Genomic DNA, 16936 nt, shown 5'->3' with positions numbered 1-16936 from the left:
ATCAGGGCAGGACCTTGTGCAGCCGCAGCCAGGTGAGGAACAGGTCCGGCCATTGCGACACGGGAGTGCCCGGCTTGCCGGCGCCCCAGCTGTGCCCGCCCTTCTCGAAGACGTGGAGCTCCACCGGCCGCCCGGCCGCGCGCATCGCCGCGAACATGCGCAGCGAATGCTCGACATTGGCGATCGGATCGTCGGTGGCGTGGGCCAGGAAGACGGGCGGCGTATCCGGCCCCACCTGCGCCTCGACCGAATAGGCGTCGCGATAATCGGGCAGGACCGAGAGCTTCTTGCGCGTTTGCGTCGTGTCGATCGGCGGGCGCATCGAGACGACCGGATAGATCATCCCGGCAAATGCCGGGACGGCGCTCAGCCGGTCGGCCTCGTCGGCGGGCGGATAGAAGTCATGGCCGCCGCGCGTCGCCATCATCCCGGCGAGGTGCCCGCCGGCCGACATGCCGACCACGCCGATCCGCGCGGGATCCAGGCCCCAGCGCGCGGCGCCCGCCTTGAGCAGCCGGAGCGTGCGCTGGGCGTCCTGGAAGGGCGCGTCCGCGTTCCAGCCGTCGCCGGGCAGCCGGTAATAGAGGATCACCGGCGTGATGCCGGCCGCGGCGAGCCTGGCGGCCACGTCCTTGGCCGAACCGATCTGGATGCGGAAATAGCCGCCGCCGCCCAGCAGCAGCGCCGCCGCGCCATTGGGATGCTTCGGCCGATAGACTTCGTAGCGCGGCTCCGAGATGTTCGACCAGGAGCCGGTCTGCCCGCCCTCGTTGCCGATCTTCTCCGGGCCCGTCGGCTTGCCGAAGCCGGGCGCCTTGCCCGGCCACACCGCATGGACCTCGGGCGTGCCCAGCCCGTCCTGGGCGAGGGCGGGGCTGGCCGCGGCGAGAACCGCGGCCAGGAGGGAGAGGAAGAAGGACAGGCGCAGCATCAGAACCTCTTGCCGATCGTCATGTAGAGATAGCGGCCATAGGGGCTGTAGAGCGAGCCCAGATAGCCGTCGGCGGTGATCGGCGGCTGCTTGTCGAAGAGGTTGCGCGCGCCGATGCGGATGCGCGTGTCGTCGAGCACGCCGCCCTTGAAGCGATACTGGGTGTAGAGGTTGAACGTCACCTGGCCGTCCAGCTTGTAGGGGCGGCCGTTCGCGTCGAGGAAGTTACTGTCATAGACGGTGTCGATATAGTTGGCGAAGGCACCGACCTGCCAGCCGCTCTTCGACCAGGTGAGCGAGCCGGTGACGCGCCACTTGGGCTTGCCGCGGTCCGCGATCAGGTCGCGCGCATCGGTGAGCGGGGTGGCGGCGTTGATCTGCCCGGCCGTGCGCGCGTCGAACAATGCCTGCACCGCCGGCGGGGTATCGCGCGAGAACTTGGTCAGCCGCGCGCCGTTCAGCGCCAGGTCGAACTTACCGATGCCGGTGCGGACATTGTAGAGCAGCGCCAGGTCGACGCCCTGCACCGTCTGCGGCAGCAGGTTGACGAACTGGTCGTTGATCCGGGTGACGACGCCCGCCGGGGCGAGGCCGGTGCCGGTGAAGATCGGGGTGTCGTCCGCCGTCGGCGCGGCGCGGATCACGTTCGGGTTGCTCGATCCCTGCAGGCGCAGCAGATAGTCGAGCACCAGCGCGTTCTGCGCGCCGAACTGGCCGACGATACCGGTCTGCTTGATCGACCAGAAATCGGCGGTGAGCGTCAGCCGCCCGGCGCTTTCCGGGATGAACTTGGGCTGGAGCACCGTGCCCAGCGTCCAGCTGGTGCTGCTCTCCGGCTTCAGGTTCGGATTGCCGCTGACGAAGATCGAATAGCTGATGCCGCGCGAGCAGGCGCCGTAATTGGCGATGCGCCCGGCGCGCAGATCGGCCTCGCAGCGATAATAGTCGGTGTTCGAGTTGAGGCGCGAATAGGCGACGGTGTTGGTCTGTTCGAGGTTCGGTGCGCGGAAGCCCTGCGACCAGGAGCCGCGGATGCGCAGGCCGTCGACCAGGTCCCAGGCCGCGGCGACCTTGGGCTTCGCCACCGAGCCGAAGTCGCTGTAATGCTCGTAGCGCCCGGCGAGCTGGACATCGAGGCGATGGACCAGCGGCACGTGCATCTCGGGCGAGACCACCGGCACGGCGAGCTCGGCAAATGCAGAGAAGACTTCGCGGTGTCCCTTGGTACTCGGCGTCGGGCTCACGGCGGCCACGTTCGACAGGTTCGTCTCGCCGGTCACCATGTCGACGAAGCCGATCGTGCCGTTGAGATTGGGATCGCGGTCGTCGCGCTGGGTCTCGCGGCGGCCCTCGATGCCGAAGGCGATGCCGAGATTGCCGCCGGGCAGGGCAAGCAGCCGCGCGTTCGACATCTTGAAGTCGGCCAGCGCGAGCGTCGTCCTGGAGCGGCGCTTGAGCTTGAACTGGAAGGAATCGATCGTGGCGGCAGAGGCGGGCGAGCAGTCGCCCACGCTCGGCGTCGCCGCGCAGCCGCCGCTGAACGGATTATACGCATCCGGCGTCGACAGTGCGAGATTCTGCTGCAGCTTGGTCATGTTGATGGCGTTCGAGACGTCGGTCGCCTGCGCCGCCGAATAGAGGATCGCGCTGTCGAAATCGAAGCTGCCGATCTGCCCCTTCAGGCCGCCCAGGAAGCGGGACTGCCAGTTGGTGACGTTCACTTCCTGCTTGCCGGCATCGACGAAGCGATAGGTGGAGAGGCGCACCGGCAGGCCGGCGGCGGGCACGTTGGTCAGGTTCGGGATCCGGTTCGGATTGGGCTGGCCGTTGAGCGTGGTCGGTCCGAACGGGTTCCAATAGTTGGACGCCGGGATGACGATGGCGTTGAGGTTGATCGTCGGCGGCTGGATGCGGCGCGTCTCGGCATAATAGAAGCCCGCTTCGCCATAGGCGGTCAGGCTGTCCGAGATGTCGTAATGCGCACTGGCGAAGCTGTTGTAGCGGTTGATGCGCGGTGAAACCGTCGTCCCCGGCCGCGTGTCGAACCGTTCGTTGCGCAGCGTCGAAGCGGTCGCGCGCGTGCCGCTGCCCAGGCAGGTGTCGGCGCTGAGCGCCACCAGGCAGCCCGGATTGGCGCTCGACTGGGTGTGGAACGCACCCGCCGAGGAGGTCAGCGCCTGATTGCCCGGGCTGCGGCGGATCGTGCCGGGGCCATTGACGACGGCAAGGTTCGCCCAGGGCGACTGGGTGGCGCGGCCGTCGGCGGTCAGGTTGCCGGCATAGGCGGGGTCATTGGCGAAATAGGACATGAGATTGTCCGTCGCCGTATAGGGCTGGTCCTCGGCCAGCTGGGCGGTGCGGTGGGTATAGTCGAGATACAGCGAGACGTTGCCGCGGCCGCCGGCGAAGTTGCTGCCGGCCGTGCCGGTCACCTGGAATTCGCGGCGATGCGTGCCTTCGGCCCCGCCATAGCGGAAGTCGAGCGAGCCGCCATGGATGTTGGTCCTGGTGACGGTGTTGACCACGCCCGCCACCGCGTCCGAGCCATAGATGGCCGCCGCGCCGTCGCGCAGGATCTCCAGCCGCTGGATGCCGGCCACCGGCAGCGAATTGGCATTGTAGCCGAGCACGGGGACGTTGCCGTCGCCTGCCTGGCTGGTGGGGTGGTTGACGAGGCGGCGGCCGTTGAGCAGCACCAGCGTGTTGCCCACGCCCAGATTGCGCAGGTTGATCGAGTTGACGTCGCCGCGCGCCGCGTTGCTGGTCTGTGGATTGTTCGCTTCGTTGAAGGTCACGTCGCCGGCCTGCGGGATCGAGCGGAACAGCTCGTCGCCCGAAAGCGCGCCGGTGGCGTCGATCTGGTTGGCGTCGATCACCGAGACGGGGAGGGCGGCGGTGGTGCTGGCGCCCTTGATCTGGGTGCCGACCACGACGATCTCGTCGGTCGCGGCAGCCCCTTCCTGTGCCGCCTGCGCTTCCTGCGCCTGCGCCGCTTGTGCAAGCATCAGCACGCCGAGCGCGCTGCCCGCCGTCAAGGCGATGTGCCGATATCCCTTCCTCATGCATTCTCTCCCTGTTCTATTTTTTCTTGTTTGTTTCTGGTCTTCTGTCTTGCTCTAGGCCGCCTGGCTCTGCTCCAGGCTCTCCGGCTGCGCATGGGGGCGACCCGAGAGCGCGGCATCCAGCGCGGCGCGATCGAGCTTGTTCTCCCAGCGGGCGACGACGATCGCCGCCACTGCGTTGCCGACGAAGTTGGTGAGGCTGCGGCATTCGCTCATGAAGCGATCGACGCCAAGGATCAGCGTCATGCCGGCCACCGGCACGCTCGGTACGATCGAGAGCGTTGCCGCCAGGGTGATGAACCCGGCGCCGGTGACGCCGGCCGCGCCCTTGGAGCTCAGCATCGAGACGAGCACGAGCAGGATCTGCTCCTCCCAGCTCAGGTGCACGCCGGTCGCCTGCGCGATGAACAGCGCGGCGAGCGTCATGTAGATGTTGGTGCCGTCCAGGTTGAACGAATAGCCGGTCGGCACGACCAGGCCGACCACGCCCTTCTCGCAGCCTGCGCTCTCCAGCTTGGCGATCAGGCTGGGCAGGGCGGCTTCGGACGACGAGGTGCCCAGCACCAGCAGCAGCTCGGCCTTGAGATAGCGCAGCAGCTTGAAGATCGAGAAGCCGTTGAACCAGCCGACCGCGCCCAGCACGACCAGCACGAAGAACAGCGAAGTGGCGTAGAAGGTGCCGACCAGCCAGGCGAGGTTGCCGAGCGATTCGACGCCGTATTTGCCGATGGTGAAGGCCATCGCGCCGAACGCGCCCAGGGGCGCGACGCGCATCAATATGCCGACGACGCGGAAGACGATCAGCGCGACGCGCTCGACCAGGTCGAGCACCGGCTCGGCCGGCTTGCCGACCAGCACCATGGCGATGCCGAACAGCACCGCGACGAACAGGGTCTGCAGGATCGAGCCCTCGGTGAGGGCGGAGGGGAGCGTCGTCGGGATGATCGACATCAGGAAGCCGATGACGGTCGTCTCGTGCGCCTTGTGCGCATAGTCGGCGACGGCGCTGCCATCGAGCGTGTGCGGATCGACGTTCATCCCCGCGCCCGGCTGGACGACGTTGGCGACGACCAGGCCGATGATCAGCGCGAGCGTGGAGAAGAACAGGAAATAGCCGAATGCCTTGGCGGCGACGCGGCCGACCGAGCCGAGCTCGCGCATGCCGGCGATGCCGCTCACCACGGTGAGGAAGATCACCGGCGCGATCACCATCTTCACCAGCTTGATGAAGCCGTCGCCGAGCGGCTTGAACGACTCGCCGACGGAGGGCCAGAAATGGCCGATGGTCACGCCCAGCGCGATTGCCACGAGCACCTGGAAATACAGGTGCCGATAGAAGGGCTTGCGGGCAGCGATCGGCTGCCCGTCGGGGATCGACTGGATGATCATATTCTCCTCTCGTCGCGCCGGCATGGCGCGCGCACCCTCTTGTGTCGGGGCCTTGGCCGTGCACCATATCCCTCTCGCTACGGCCCTCCAGAGGTTCGGATTTTTCGGGATAAGTATTTGATTTTCATATATTCATGCGAAGTGCGCCGTGGCGGCGTCGCGGAAAAGCGTGTGAGAATCCGCGCGGATACTCTCGAAATGTGCGATAAACCGCACAAATGAGACTCCGAGCGCCGCTCCGATATCGGCATCTGCTGCTCGCATGCGCGATGATTGCCGCGATTCTGCTGCTCGCCTGGGCGGGCAGCCGCTGGGCCACGGGCCAGGCGCGCGCCTCTGCCGACGCGGTGGCACGGCAGACCGCGCGCGCGCATGTCGGGCTGCTGACGAGCGAGCTCCAGAAGTTCCGGCTGTTGCCGCTGGTCCTCAGCGAGAATCCGGAGATTGCGCCGGCGCTGCGCGGTGGCGATCCGGTGGCGCAGCGTCGGCTGAACGCCACGCTCGAGCTGCTGGCCGCGCGCACCGATGCCGCGGTGATCTACGTCATCGATCGCCATGGCAGGACGGTCGCGGCGAGCAACTGGCAGCTGCCGACCAGCTTCGTCGGCCAGGTCTATGGCTTTCGGCCCTATTTCCGCGACGCGATGGAGCGCGGCGCTTCGGAGCTGTTCGCGCTGGGCACGATCAGCGGCCGGCCGGGCCTGTATCTCGCGCGCCGGGTCGATCGCGGCGGGCAGGCGCTCGGCGTGGTCGTGGTCAAGGTGGAGTTCGACGATGTCGAGGCGGCCTGGGCGCGGGGCCCCGGCATCACCATCGTCACCGATGCGCATGGCGTGATCCTGGTCACCTCGATCAGAAGCTGGCGCTTCCAGACGACGCGGGCGCTCGATGCGGCGACGCTCGCCGATGCGCGCCGTACGCTCCAGTTCGGAGCGCAGCCGCCCAGGCGCGCACCGCTCACCATCGACGGGGCCGTGGCGAGCGTGGCGGCGGGGGGCAAGGCGCAGCGTTATCGGGCCGCCGCCGAGCCGGCGCCGCTGGCGGGCGCGCATCTGATCCATCTCGCGCCGCTCGAGCCGCCGCTCGCGGCCGCGCGCACCCAGGCGCTGCTGATCGCATTGGCGATCCTGCTGACCGCCGGCATGCTGCTCGGCTTCGCCCTGCGTGCCGCCGAGAAGCGTCGCCTGCAGCGCCATCACCAGGCGCGGCTCGAAGCGGAGGTGGAACGGCGCACCGCCGAGCTGCGCGACGCCAATGCCCGGCTGATCGTCGAATCCGACGAACGCATCGAAGCCGACCGCCGCTATCGCGCGGCGCGCGAGGAGCTGGCGCAGGCCAGCCGGCTCGGCTCGCTCGGCCAGATCACCGCCGGCGTGGCCCATGAGATCAATCAGCCGGTCGCGGCCATCCGCACCTTCGCCGAGAACGCCACGACCTTCCTCGATCGTGCGGCGACCGACAATGCGCGCGCCAACCTGAAGCAGATCGTCTCGCTGACCGAGCGGATCGGCACGATCACGGCGGAGCTCCGCGCCTTCGCCCGGCGCAAGACGCCGGCAGAGGGGAATGCCGAGCTGGGCTCGATCCTGGACGGCACCCTGCTGCTGCTCGGCGAGCGCGCGCGCGGCGTGGTGACGCTCAGGATGCCCAGGGGATTGCGCCAGGTCGTGGTCCGGGGCGACCGGATCCGGCTCGAACAGATACTGATCAACCTGCTCCAGAATGCGCTCGACGCGATCCAGGGCGCGAAGGAAGCGCGCGTGCTCGTGCAGGGCGCAAGGGAGGGGGAGGCGGTGCGGCTCTCGGTGATCGACAATGGACCGGGCGTCGACCCGGAGATCGCGGACACGCTCTTCTCGCCCTTCACTTCGGCCAAGCCGGGCGGCCTCGGCCTGGGTCTCGCCATCGCCCGCGACATCGCGCGCGAGTTCGGGGGCGATATCGTGCATGCGCCCAATCCGGGCGGCGGCACGGCGTTCCATCTCCTGCTGAAGGCTGCATGATGCTCGCACCCGACAACGCCACCGTGATGTTCGTCGAGGATGACGAGCAGCTGCGGCTCGCCACGGTCCAGACGCTGGAGCTGGCCGGGCTCCGGGTCCTGCCCTTCGATCGCGCGGCGGCGGCGCTGGCGCGGCTGACGCCGGACTTCCCCGGCGTGGTCGTCTCCGACATCCGCATGCCGGGCATGGACGGGCTGGAACTGCTCGCACGCATCCGCGCGGTCGACGGCGACATCCCGGTGCTGCTGGTTACCGGGCATGGCGACGTGCCGATGGCGGTTGCGGCGCTGCACGACGGCGCGTTCGACTTCATCCCCAAGCCCTTCGCCGCCGAGCGGCTGCTCGCCGCGGTTCGCCGTGCGCTCGATCGCCGCGCGCTGGTCATCGAGAATCGCCGACTGCGCGCCGCGGCCGCCACTGCCGCGCAGGAGGAGAGCCCGCTGATCGGCGAAAGCCCGGCGATGGTCAGGCTGCGGGCGATGATCGGCCAGCTCGCCGAGACCGATGTCGACATCCTGCTCGAAGGGGAGACCGGCACGGGCAAGGAGCTGGTCGCCCGGATGCTGCATCGGAGCAGCCGGCGGCGGGGCAAGCCCTTCGTCGCGGTCAATTGCGCGGCGCTGCCCGAGGGGATTGCCGAGATCGAGCTGTTCGGCCACGCCGCCGACAGCGTGCCGCACACCAGGCTGTCGCGCACCGGGCGCATCGCATCGTCGAGCGGCGGCACGCTGCTGCTCGACGAGATCGACTCGATGCCGCTGGCGATGCAGGCACGCCTGTTGCGGGTGCTCGAAGAGCGCGAGGTCCAGCCGATCGGGGCGGAACGCCCGGAGCCGGTGGACCTGCGCGTGATCGCGACCGCCAAGGAGGATGTCGCGGGGGCGGTTGCCGCCGGCCGGTTCCGCGCCGACCTCTATTATCGCCTGGCGACGATGCGGCTGCGCGTGCCGTCGCTGCGCGAATGCACCGGCGACGTATTCCTGCTGTTCGCCGCGTTCATCGAGGAGGCCAAGCAGCAGCTGGGCGTGGGCGACGTGGCGCTGGATGCGGCGGTGCACGCGCATCTTGCGGGTCATGGCTGGCCGGGCAATGTCCGCGAGCTCAGGAACTTCGCGTTCGAAGTCGCGGCGGGCCGGAGCCTTGCCGGTGCCGAGGGACCGGACGGCCGGGCGGATCTTCCGGCGCGGGTGGCGAAGTTCGAGGAGAATCTGATCCGCGATGCGCTGCTGCGGCACGGCGGCCGGGTGTCGCTGGCGCTCGCCGAGCTCGGCGTCCCGCGCAAGACGCTGTACGACAAGATCGCGCGCTTCGGCATCGATCTGGCCGAGATCAAGCGATCGGGCCGGGCCTAGGCTGGGGACCCGGCATCGCGGCCGGCGGCAAGGACGGCCCGCGCAGGTGGGGCTGCGCGGGCCGGGGACACGGGAAGGAGGGGTGTGTCCCTATCGGGCCTTGGCCGATATGTTCTGCGCGTCGCACTTGGCGCGTACGGGCAGGGCGGTCTTGCCCGCCTGGTGATGGCTCTGGGCCGGCTGGCAGGCCGGCTTGTCGCGCATGCGCCAATGCGCGACCGGTGTCTTGCCCGAGGGCGCCCAGACGAGCTGGTGGGTCTCGTGCAGCGATTGGGCCTGCACGGCCGGGGCGAGGAGCAGGAAGGGTGCCGCCGCGGCGGCAAGGGCGAGTTTCATGCGATCTCCTATGTCCGATGCCCGGAGATAGCGACGGCGCCTGAGCGGTGCTTTGCCCGCCTGTAAGGAAGATTTTCCCTCCGATTGCCAAGCGATGCTGGTTCGTGACAAAGCATTGCTGTAATCCCTGGGCGGCCTTGAGGGTGCCCCGGGAGACGCCTAAGTGCCGGCAATGAGTTTTTGCGAGACCATGGCATGAGCGCCCCTGTCATCGTGCTGGTGGAAGACGATCCCGCCCTGCGCACCCTCACGGCGCGCGCGCTTCAGGAAAACGGCTATTCGGTCCGCCAGGCGGCCACGGCGCCGGAAATGTGGCTGGCGTTCGAGAACGGGCCGGTGGACCTGGTGCTGCTCGACATCATGCTGCCCGGGACCAGCGGCATCGACTTGTGCCGCGAAGTGCGGCGCAAGAGCGATGTGCCGATCATCTTCGTCAGCGCCAAGGGCAGCGAGCAGGATCGCGTGCTCGGGCTCGAACTGGGCGCCGACGATTATCTCGGCAAGCCTTTCAGCACGCGCGAGCTGATCGCGCGGATCCGCGCGGTGCTTCGCCGTGGCGGGCTCGAGCGGATGGCGGGCGGGGACCGCGAGACCCAGGCGCATTTCGACGGCTGGACCGTCAACTTCCCGCGCCGCGAAGTGAAATCGCCCAGCGGCGCGGTGGTCGAACTGACCGGAGCGGAGTTCGATCTGCTCGCGGCATTCCTCGGCCAGCCGCAGCGCGTGATCGCGCGCGAACGCCTGGTCGAGCTGTCGCGCGTCCGCCTCGGCGACAGCTCGGATCGCAGCGTCGACGTGCTGGTCAGCCGGTTGCGCCGCAAGATCTCCGCAGCCGGCCACCAGCCGCCGATCGGCACGGTGCGCGGCATCGGCTACATCTTCCGCGCAGAGGTAACCCGCTCCTGAGCCTGGTGCCGCGCCATCCGCTGGGACTGCTCGGCAGGATCCTGCTCATCCTGCTGCTCACCGTCGCGATCGAGTTCGGGGCGAGCACTTTCCTGTACGAGCGCGCCTCGCGCTATTCGATCGAGGAAAGCGACGCGCACCGGCTCGCGGAGCATCTGGTGATCGCCGAGAAGCTGCTGAGCGAGCGACCGGTGGCCGAACGATCGGATGCCGCGCGCGAGCTCACCACCGATCGCTACATCGTCCGCTGGTCCCCCACCATTCCCGAGCGTCCGGCCTTCCCGCCGCGCCAGAAGCGGATGGAGGCACAGGTGACCAATTGGGAGAAGGGCCTCGCCGCATCGCATCTGCAGCTGCGCCTCGCGCCGAGCACCCATGGCTCGGTCGTCGCCGGCGAGATGCGCCTGGCCGATGGCAGCTGGATCGTGTTCAAGACGCGCGAGGCCGTCCAGGTCTGGCAGTTCGCGATCGAGCGCACGCTGGTGGCGCTGGTGCCGGCGCTGCTCCTGCTCACGCTTGGCGCGCTCCTGATCCGCAGCACGCTGCTGCCGCTGCGCAAGCTGGTCCGTGCGATCGGCAGGGTCGGCTCGGGCGACGGCGTGACGGTTGTGGAGGAAGAGGGCACCGCCGAGATCCGCGGGCTGATCCACGCCTTCAACGGCATGCAGCGCCGTATCCATGAGCTGATCGAGAACCGCACCCAGGCGCTGGCCGCGGTGGGGCACGACCTGCGCACGCCGCTCGCCCGGCTCCAGCTGCGGCTCGAGGACGTGCGCGACGAGGACAGCCGCCGCGCGATGCAGGACGATGTCAGCGAGATGGACGACATGATCGCCTCGCTGCTCACCTTCCTGAAGGGAGAGGACGATCCCGAGCCGGCCGTCGCGGTCGACGTCGCGGTGATGGCGGCGACGCTGGTGGAGGACGCCACCGATCGCGGACGCGACGCGCGCTATTCGGGGCCGCAGCATCTGGAATGGGTGGCGCGCCCGTCGATGCTTCGCCGCGCGCTGAGCAATCTGATCGAGAATGCGCTGCACTACGGCAAGTCCGTTTGCGTGACGGTGGCGCGCGAGGAGGCGGAACTGGTCTTCCGCATCGAAGATGACGGGCCGGGCATTCCGCCGGCGCAGATCGAGGAGGCGATGCGCCCCTTCGTCCGCCTCGACGTGGAGCGTGGACGCAATACCAAGGGGTTGGGCCTCGGGCTTGCCATCGTCCAGCAGGCAGTCGCGCTCGAGAAGGGACGGCTGACGCTCGCCAATGCCGAGCGCGGGGGGCTCATCGCGGAAATCCGCCTGCCCGGCTGACGGCAACACTTTCTCACAGTTCCGCTGCGCTGCGGCAAAACTGGCTCCTTAGGTTGCACTCCGCTGTAAAAGGAGTTGTAACCGTGAACGAGTTGATTGGTCGGGTCTTCAGCTTCGAGAAGACCGTCTTCCCGAACCAGAGCGACCTCTATGGCAAGCTCGCAACCCAGGGGCAGAGCCCCAAGGCGCTGATGATCTCCTGCGCCGACTCGCGCGTCGTGCCCGAGCACATCATGCAGGCCGAACCCGGCGACCTGTTCGTCTGCCGCAATGCCGGCAACATCGTCCCGCCCTTCGCGCAGAAGATCGGCGGCGTCTCGGCGACCGTCGAATATGCCGTGATGGCGCTCGGCGTGCGCGACATCATCGTCTGCGGCCATTCGGACTGCGGCGCGATGAAGGCCGTCGCCCATCCCGAGATGGTGGCGAGCATGCCCAATGTCGCGGTGTGGCTGAACCATAGCGACGCGGCGCAGAAGGTCGTCGCCGATGCCTATCCGGGCCTGGGTGAGACCGATCGCGTTCGCGCGATCAGCCTGGAGAACGTCGTGGCGCAGATCGCGCACCTGCGCACCCATCCCTCGGTCGCCTCCGGGATCGCGCGCGGCGAAATCGCGCTGCACGGCTGGTTCGTCGATATCCATGCCGGCCAGATCCTGGCGCTCGACGGCGAGACCGATCGCTTCGTCGTCGTGCGTGACGATACCCCGTTGCCCGTCGCGGTGAAGCCGGCTCGCCGCCGCGCGGCCGATTTCGACCTGGTGGAAGCCGCCGAATGACCTCCGCCACCCTCCCCAAGGGCTGGGTCGTCCGTGATTTCACGGCTTCGATCGTGGTCTTCCTCGTCGCGATGCCCCTTTGCATGGGCATCGCCGTCGCTTCGGGCATGCCGCCCGAAAAGGGCCTGTTGACCGGCATCATCGGTGGTGTCGTGGTCGGCCTGATCGCGGGCTCGCCGCTCCAGGTGAGCGGCCCCGCGGCGGGCCTCGCAGTCATTGTGTTCGAGCTGGTGCGCGAACATGGCCTCGCCGCGCTCGGCGCGATCCTCGTCCTTGCCGGTGCCCTGCAGGTGCTGGCCGGCGTCGTGAAGGTCGGCGGCTGGTTCCGCGCGATCTCGCCCGCGGTGGTGCACGGCATGCTTGCCGGCATCGGCGCGCTGATCGTGGTCGGCCAGTTCCACACGCTGTTCGACGCGAAGCCGCTCTCCAGCGGCCTCGAGAATCTCGCGGCGCTGCCGGGCCGGCTGTTCGGCCTCGACCCGACCAACATCGCCGGCACCGAGCTGGCGCTGGGCCTGGGCGTGCTGACGATCGTGCTGATGCTCGGCTGGGACAAGCTCAAGCCCCAGGCGCTCCGCCTGATCCCGGGCGCGCTGGTCGGCGTGGTCGGTGCGACTTTGGTCGCCTTCGGCTTCGGCCTCGACGTCGTCCGCGTCGCGGTTCCCGATTCGCTTGCCTCGGCGGTGACGCTGCCGGGGGGTGGTTTCCTGAGCTCGTTCCTGAGCCCGACGATCATCATCGCCGCGATTGCGGTCGCGTTCATCGCCAGCGCCGAGACGCTGCTGTCGGCCGCCGCGGTCGACCGCATGCACGACGGCGTGCGCACCGACTATAACAAGGAACTGCGCGCACAGGGTGTCGGCAACCTGCTCTGCGGCCTCGCGGGCGCGCTGCCGATGACCGGCGTGATCGTCCGCAGCTCGGCCAACGTCCAGGCGGGCGCCATCACCCGCCTGTCGGCGGTGCTCCACGGCGCCTGGCTGCTCGGCTTCGCCGCGCTGCTGCCGTGGCTGCTGCGCGAGATCCCGATGGCCGCGCTGGGCGGCGTGCTCGTCGTCACCGGCTGGAAGCTGGTGAGCGTCAGCCATGTCCGCCACCTGTTCCACCATTATGGCATGCTGCCCGCAGCGATCTGGGCGGTCACCTTCGTGCTGGTGGTGGCGACCGACCTGCTGACCGGCGTGCTGGTCGGCCTGGGCCTCTCGGTGCTGGAACTGCTGCCGCACTTCCGCCGCCTGCGCCTGAAGGTGGACGCGGAACAGGGCGAGGATGCGCACCGGATCAATCTGGACGGTGCCGCGACCTTCGTCACGCTGCCCAAGCTCAACAGCGCACTCGACGCGGTGCCGGGCGACAAGCCGGTCCATCTCGCCTTCGAGAAGGTGCCGGCGATCGACCATACCAGCGCCGAAACGCTGCGCGACTGGGTGCAGCGGCGCCGGGCGCGCGGGCTCAAGGTGGAACTGAGCGGTCATCCCGATCAGCTCCGCAAGCTCCAGCCGGCCTGAGGCGCAGCAACATTTTCTCACAAAGGAGAAACCCGCCGGCCTGACTGGGCCGGCACTTTGAAAGTCGGAAAGCAGCGGCTCCCTTCCCACTACCCATCCCGGGATGAGAGGGTCGCGCTTTCCGACGCAGGCGGGAACATTCTCAAGCTAAGGGGAATGCCCGCATGAAACACTATCTGATCGCGGCCGTGCTTTGCTGCACGGCCGCACCGGCTTTCGCGCAGGAAGAAGCGCCGCCCAAGCCGATCACCGTCTCCGGCAATGTCGCGCTCGTCTCCGACTATCGCTTCCGCGGGGTGTCGCAGAGCGACAAGGGCATGGCCATCCAGGGCGGAATCACCGTCTCCCATGAAAGCGGCCTCTATGTCGGCACCTGGGGTTCCAACCTTGCGGGCTGGGGCACCTTCGGAGGCGCGAACATGGAGCTCGACCTGGTCGCCGGCTACAAGCGGCAGCTGGCCGACGGGCTGGCGGTCGATGTCGGCGTTACCTGGTACATGTACCCCTCGGGCGCCGACAAGACCGACTTCGCGGAGCCCTATGTCAAGCTCAGCAGCTCGATCGGGCCGGTCTCGATGCTGGCCGGCGTGGCCTATGCGCCGAGCCAGGAGGCCCTGGGCGACTGGAGCAACACGCCCCGCAGCCGCCCCGGCGCCAAGCATGACAATCTCTATCTGTGGGCCGACGCCAGCAGCGGCATTCCCGGCACCCCGATCACGCTCAAGGCGCATCTCGGCGGCTCGCGCGGCAATCCGGGCCTGGGACCGAACGGCACCAGCGTGGCGCCCACCGGCAAATATCTGGACTGGTCGCTCGGCGCCGATGCGGCGGTGGGCCCGCTCACGCTCGGCATCGCCTATGTCGACACCAATATCAGCAAGGCCGATGCGACCTATATCCAGCCTAATTTCTCACGGGTGAAGGATGGCAGCTCGATCGCGGACGGCGCGGTGATCTTCTCGGTCAGCGCGGCCTTCTGATGCAGGAATAGATCCACGGGAGAGGATGATTTCACCGGAGCGGCTGCGCCCGCTCCGGTGATCCGCCCGGAATGCGGGCGGACCCGGCAAGGAAATGCATTTCAAGGATTGCCGCGGCGCGCTAATCCCGGGCTTCACAAGCATGAGAAGCCCCCCATGACCGCATCCAGCAACATGACTTCCCCAATGGCCCGGGAGCCGCGGCGGGTGCGCTCGGTCGTCGTCCTGGGCGGCGGAACCGCGGGGTGGATGACCGCCGCCGCATTGTCGCGCCAGTTCGGGCGGACGGTGCGGATCACGCTGCTGGAATCCGAGGAGATCGGCACCGTCGGCGTGGGCGAGGCGACGATCCCCACGATCCACTGGTTCAACGAGCTGATCGGGCTCGACGAGGCAGCCTTCCTCCGCGAGACCAAGGCGAGCTTCAAGCTGGGCATCGAGTTCGTCGACTGGGTGCGTCCCGGCCACCGCTATTTCCACCCGTTCGGAGAATATGGCGTGCGCTTCCCCGGCGTCGCCTTCCACCATCGCTGGATGAAGGCGCGGGCCGAGGGCGTGGACCTGCCGCTCTCCGCCTTCTCGCTGGCGACCGAGCTGGCCGGGCAGGGGCGCTTCGCCATGCCGACGGGCGATGCGCGCTCGATCCTGTCGACGCTCGGCTATGCCTATCATTTCGATGCCAGCCTCTATGCGAAGCATTTGCGCGGCCTCGCCGAGGCGGCGGGGGTCATCCGCGTCGAAGGCAGGTTGCAGGATGTCGAGCGTGCCGCCGAAAGCGGCCTGGTCACTGCGCTCACCACGCAGCGCGGCGAGCGGATCGAAGGCGAGCTGTTCATCGACTGCTCCGGCTTCCGCGCATTGCTGATCGACGGGGCCATGGGCGGCGCGTTCGAGGACTGGTCGCACTGGCTGCCTTGCGACCGCGCCGTGGCCGTGCCCTGCGCGCGGACCGAGCATACCACGCCCTTCACACGTTCCACGGCACGCCCGGCGGGCTGGCAGTGGCGCATCCCGCTCCAGCACCGGATCGGCAACGGCCATGTCTTTTCCAGCCGCTTCATGGGGGAGGACGAGGCGACCGCGATGCTGCTCGCCAATCTCGACGGAGAAGCGCTGGCCGAGCCGCGCACGCTGCGCTTCACCGCCGGCACCCGGCGCCGGGCGTGGATCGGCAATGTCGTGGCGATCGGGCTCTCCTCCGGCTTTCTGGAGCCGCTGGAATCGACCAGCATCCATCTGATCCAGAGCGGCATCGCCAAGCTGCTGACGCTGTTCCCGGATCGCGACATGGATCCGATGCTGGCCGAGCGCTACAATGCGCTGCTGGGCGCCGACATGGACAATATCAAGGATTTCCTGATCCTGCACTATCACGCCAATCCCGGGCGGAGCGACCCGTTCTGGGTCGAGCGGCGCGAGATGGCGCTGCCCGGGACCCTGGTGGCGCGCGAGGAACAGTATCGCCGCTCCGGCCGGCTGATGCTGGGCCCCGAGGAGCTGTTCCGCGACGCCAGCTGGCTGGCGGTGCTCAACGGGCAGGAGATCGTGGCGCAGGACTATAATCCGCTGGCCGACGTGCTCGACAGCGCCGCCAACAGCACGCAGGTCCGCCAGGTCGCCGAGGTGATCAGGCGCGCCGCACCGACGCTGCCGCTGCACGATGCCGCGCTGGCGGCGGCGATGGGCGGGTGACGAAGCCGGATATCGTCGCCCGGCGGATCGGCAGCGAGGGCCAGCCGATCGCGATCGTCGACGGCTTCCATCCCGACCCGGATGCGCTGCGAGCCGCTGCCATGGCTGCCGCGTTCGAGCCTGGACGGCACCATTATCCCGGAATCCGCGCGGCGCTGCCGGCGGATTATTTCGCGCTGGTGCGGCCGGCGCTGGTGCCGGTGCTGCGCGAGGTGCTGGGGGCGGGAGGCGGCGTCCAGCTACTCGATGCCAGCTTCTCGATGGTGACGATGCGGCCGGGCGATCTGGGCGTTGAGCAGCGCCTGCCGCATGTCGATGCGGTGGAGCCCGGGCGGATCGCCTTGGTCCATTATCTGTCGGAGGGCGAGGGGACGGCGTTCTTCCGCCACCGCGCCACCGGCTTCGAGACGATCGATCCAGCGCGCTCGGCAGGCTATCTGGCGACGCTCAATGCCGAACTGCGTAGCGACCCGCCGGCAGCGGCCTATCCGTTCGGCGACACGGCGCTGTTCGAGCGGATCGCCCATGTCGAGGCGCGGACGAACCGCGCGGTGATCTATCGCAGTGCGCTGCTCCACAGCGGCGCGATCTCGCCCGGCGCCGTGCTGGACGCGGATCCGGCGACCGGGCGGCTGACGGTGACGGCGTTTCTGGCGGCTGCCTAGCTCCCCTCGGGACGAAGGCGGGC

At 68.5% G+C, this 16936-nt stretch carries 13 protein-coding genes; 9 read left to right on the top strand and 4 right to left on the bottom strand.

Translation table 11 applies throughout. The annotated features are described in order from the left end of the window. Position 1: 1 nt before the first annotated feature. Genes FHR20_RS17890 through FHR20_RS17880 form a run of 3 tightly spaced genes read right to left on the bottom strand, consistent with a single transcriptional unit; the run spans position 2 to position 5382 of the window. Positions 2–931: an alpha/beta hydrolase gene (locus tag FHR20_RS17890; protein ID WP_167300983.1), complete on the bottom strand. Its 930-nt coding sequence runs from the start codon at positions 929–931 to the stop codon at positions 2–4. Then, positions 931–3993 (bottom strand): TonB-dependent receptor domain-containing protein, encoded by a 3063-nt coding sequence (locus tag FHR20_RS17885; RefSeq protein WP_167300982.1) that lies wholly within the window; start codon positions 3991–3993, stop codon positions 931–933. Before FHR20_RS17885 ends, FHR20_RS17890 begins: the two co-directional genes overlap by 1 nt. A gap of 54 nt (positions 3994–4047) precedes the next feature. Then, positions 4048–5382: a dicarboxylate/amino acid:cation symporter gene (locus FHR20_RS17880; RefSeq protein WP_208413754.1), complete on the bottom strand. Its 1335-nt coding sequence runs from the start codon at positions 5380–5382 to the stop codon at positions 4048–4050. Positions 5383–5651: 269 nt separating this feature from the next. On the opposite strand from FHR20_RS17880, the gene FHR20_RS17875 reads away from it, so the two are divergent. Both FHR20_RS17875 and FHR20_RS17870 read left to right on the top strand, forming a co-directional pair. Then, positions 5652–7385, top strand: coding sequence for a sensor histidine kinase (locus FHR20_RS17875; protein WP_167300980.1), 1734 nt, complete (start codon positions 5652–5654; stop codon positions 7383–7385). Beyond that, the gene (locus FHR20_RS17870; protein WP_167301179.1) at positions 7385–8737 is read left to right on the top strand and encodes a sigma-54-dependent transcriptional regulator; all 1353 of its coding nucleotides are present in this window, start codon (positions 7385–7387) and stop codon (positions 8735–8737) included. The genes FHR20_RS17875 and FHR20_RS17870 overlap by 1 nt, the downstream gene beginning before the upstream one ends. A 90-nt stretch (positions 8738–8827) precedes the next feature. On the opposite strand, the gene FHR20_RS17865 is transcribed toward FHR20_RS17870, so the two are convergent. After that, complete coding sequence (locus FHR20_RS17865; RefSeq protein WP_167300979.1) at positions 8828–9073, bottom strand: hypothetical protein; 246 nt, start codon at positions 9071–9073, stop codon at positions 8828–8830. Between the two features lie 195 nt (positions 9074–9268). Here FHR20_RS17865 and FHR20_RS17860 point away from each other — a divergent pair, with 195 nt between their 5' ends. From FHR20_RS17860 to FHR20_RS17830, 7 genes are all read left to right on the top strand, one after another. Next, positions 9269–9979, top strand: a complete 711-nt coding sequence (locus FHR20_RS17860; RefSeq protein ID WP_167300978.1) for a response regulator transcription factor — start codon at positions 9269–9271, stop codon at positions 9977–9979. Positions 9980–9984: 5 nt separating this feature from the next. Beyond that, positions 9985–11289: an ATP-binding protein gene (locus FHR20_RS17855; RefSeq protein ID WP_380925209.1), complete on the top strand. Its 1305-nt coding sequence runs from the start codon at positions 9985–9987 to the stop codon at positions 11287–11289. An 83-nt stretch (positions 11290–11372) separates the two neighbouring features. Beyond that, on the top strand, positions 11373–12068 hold the full coding sequence (locus FHR20_RS17850; protein ID WP_167300977.1) for a carbonic anhydrase: 696 nt from the start codon (positions 11373–11375) through the stop codon (positions 12066–12068). After that, entirely contained in the window at positions 12065–13576 is a 1512-nt protein-coding gene (locus tag FHR20_RS17845; protein WP_167300976.1) for a SulP family inorganic anion transporter, read from the top strand. The genes FHR20_RS17850 and FHR20_RS17845 overlap by 4 nt, the downstream gene beginning before the upstream one ends. Before the next feature lie 164 nt (positions 13577–13740). Further along, positions 13741–14556 (top strand): TorF family putative porin, encoded by an 816-nt coding sequence (locus FHR20_RS17840; RefSeq protein WP_167300975.1) that lies wholly within the window; start codon positions 13741–13743, stop codon positions 14554–14556. Positions 14557–14712: 156 nt separating this feature from the next. Further along, complete coding sequence (locus FHR20_RS17835) at positions 14713–16248, top strand: tryptophan halogenase family protein (protein ID WP_243857603.1); 1536 nt, start codon at positions 14713–14715, stop codon at positions 16246–16248. After that, the gene (locus FHR20_RS17830) at positions 16245–16913 is read left to right on the top strand and encodes a DUF6445 family protein (RefSeq protein ID WP_167300974.1); all 669 of its coding nucleotides are present in this window, start codon (positions 16245–16247) and stop codon (positions 16911–16913) included. Before FHR20_RS17835 ends, FHR20_RS17830 begins: the two co-directional genes overlap by 4 nt. The last annotated feature ends 23 nt before the right edge of the window (positions 16914–16936 follow it).

This window comes from Sphingomonas leidyi (assembly GCF_011761945.1).
Taxonomy (GTDB): Bacteria; Pseudomonadota; Alphaproteobacteria; order Sphingomonadales; family Sphingomonadaceae; genus Sphingomonas; species Sphingomonas leidyi.
Note: the sequence above shows the minus strand (reverse complement) of the source record. Positions and strands in the feature narration are given on the sequence as shown.

Coding starts and splice junctions, on each gene's coding strand:
- FHR20_RS17890 (WP_167300983.1), bottom strand. CDS start 931: ATGCTGCGCCTGTCCTTCTTCCTCTCCCTCCTGGCCGCGGTTCTCGCC.
- FHR20_RS17885 (WP_167300982.1), bottom strand. CDS start 3,993: ATGAGGAAGGGATATCGGCACATCGCCTTGACGGCGGGCAGCGCGCTC.
- FHR20_RS17880 (WP_208413754.1), bottom strand. CDS start 5,382: ATGATCATCCAGTCGATCCCCGACGGGCAGCCGATCGCTGCCCGCAAG.
- FHR20_RS17875 (WP_167300980.1), top strand. CDS start 5,652: ATGATTGCCGCGATTCTGCTGCTCGCCTGGGCGGGCAGCCGCTGGGCC.
- FHR20_RS17870 (WP_167301179.1), top strand. CDS start 7,385: ATGCTCGCACCCGACAACGCCACCGTGATGTTCGTCGAGGATGACGAG.
- FHR20_RS17865 (WP_167300979.1), bottom strand. CDS start 9,073: ATGAAACTCGCCCTTGCCGCCGCGGCGGCACCCTTCCTGCTCCTCGCC.
- FHR20_RS17860 (WP_167300978.1), top strand. CDS start 9,269: ATGAGCGCCCCTGTCATCGTGCTGGTGGAAGACGATCCCGCCCTGCGC.
- FHR20_RS17845 (WP_167300976.1), top strand. CDS start 12,065: ATGACCTCCGCCACCCTCCCCAAGGGCTGGGTCGTCCGTGATTTCACG.
- FHR20_RS17840 (WP_167300975.1), top strand. CDS start 13,741: ATGAAACACTATCTGATCGCGGCCGTGCTTTGCTGCACGGCCGCACCG.
- FHR20_RS17835 (WP_243857603.1), top strand. CDS start 14,713: ATGACCGCATCCAGCAACATGACTTCCCCAATGGCCCGGGAGCCGCGG.